Annotated in this window: 2 protein-coding genes and 1 pseudogene; 2 read left to right on the forward strand and 1 reads right to left on the reverse strand. The window is 65.9% G+C overall.

All coding sequences use genetic code 11. The annotated features are described in order from the left end of the window. Positions 1-249, reverse strand: a pseudogene (locus tag A5713_RS27110) (DUF445 domain-containing protein); the annotation flags it as partial. A gap of 134 nt (positions 250-383) precedes the next feature. On the opposite strand from A5713_RS27110, the gene A5713_RS00250 reads away from it, so the two are divergent. Next, positions 384-1,103: a TetR/AcrR family transcriptional regulator gene (locus tag A5713_RS00250; protein WP_068091281.1), complete on the forward strand. Its 720-nt coding sequence runs from the start codon at positions 384-386 to the stop codon at positions 1,101-1,103. A 193-nt stretch (positions 1,104-1,296) separates the two neighbouring features. Then, on the forward strand, positions 1,297-1,439 hold a 143-nt coding region (locus A5713_RS00255), incomplete at its 3' end, for a class I SAM-dependent methyltransferase (protein WP_197509152.1).

A 1,439-nucleotide genomic window follows, 5' to 3' on the forward strand; every position in this document is an offset into this window, starting at 1 on the left:
GGCGTGGGCCTGGGCCCACCGGCAGGCGAGGAACAGCACGCTGGCGCCGATCAGGAAGCTCAGCGCCACCGCCTTCATCCGGCGCAGCGCCACCCGGCGCTCCGCATCGGCCTGCGGGTCGGCGCCGGCGAAGGATTCGGCGAGCGACGGGTGAGAGCGCCCGGTTCCGGTCGGCGCCGTCGTCGAGTCCGGTCCCGCCGCACGCGGGCCCGGCGCTACACCTCGAGGCGAGGCTCTGTGTACCACCACTCCATCATTCATCGTCCCGACCGATTAGTGTGACCGCACTGTTCACAGCGGCTGCGCCGGCGCGCGGTCGAAGCCCCAAACAGGCGCGCACGCCGTAGTATCGAGGGCGTCTAGTGAATGGGAAATCGGCGACAGTGGCAGAGCGAACATTGGCTGTGGCGGCCAAGACGGATGGTCGCAAGCGGCGCTGGCACCAGCACAAGGTGGAGCGCCGCAACGAGTTGGTAGACGGCACGATCGACGCCATTCGGCGGCACGGCGGCGCATTGAGCATGGACGAGATCGCCGCGGAGATCGGCGTCTCCAAGACGGTGCTGTACCGCTATTTCGTCGACAAGAACGACCTGACCACCGCCGTGATGATGCGGTTCACCCAAACCACCCTGATTCCCAACATGGCCGCGGCGCTGACGTCCAACCTGGACGGCTTCGACCTGACCCGCGAGGTGATCCGGGTGTACGTCGAAACCGTCGCGAACGAGCCCGAGCCGTATCGCTTCGTGATGTCCAACAGCTCCGCCAGCAAGAGCAAGGTGATCGCGGACTCCGAACGGATCATCGCCCGCATGCTGGCTGTGCTGATGCGCCGCCGCATGCAGCAGGCCGGGATGGACACCGGTGGCGCGGAGCCGTGGGCCTACCTGATCGTCGGTGGCGTGCAGCTGGCCACGCACTCGTGGATGTCCTCCCCGCGCATGAGCCGCGACGAGTTGATCGACTACCTGACGATGCTGAGCTGGAACGCGCTGAAGGGCATCGTCGAGGTCGGCGGGTCGCTGGAGAAGTTCCGCGAAGAACCCCATCCGTCGCCGATCGTGCCGCCTCGCGAGCATGCGGATCGATCCCCGCTCTAGCGAACTCCGGAACGCAGCGCAGCTGGCCGTTTTTGTCGATGCGGCTCGCCTCGTGTGACGCTATGACCCGCTAGCGAGGACGACGTGCATCGCCGCAGCGACTAACATGCAGGGGATGCATCGGGGGTGACGCAGGGTTGCGTCGTGCTGGCCGACGATCCCTGCCTCCGCATAACGAAAGGCTCTTCTCGACATGTCCGTGCAGCTCACGCCGCATTTTGGAAACGTGCAAGCCCACTACGACTTGTCCGACGACTTCTTCCGCCTGTTCCTGGACCCGACCCAGACGTACAGCTGCGCCTACTTCGAGCGTGACGACATGACCCTGGAAGAGGC

It is taken from the genome of Mycobacterium sp. E2497 (assembly GCF_001668695.1).
Taxonomy (GTDB): Bacteria; Actinomycetota; Actinomycetes; order Mycobacteriales; family Mycobacteriaceae; genus Mycobacterium.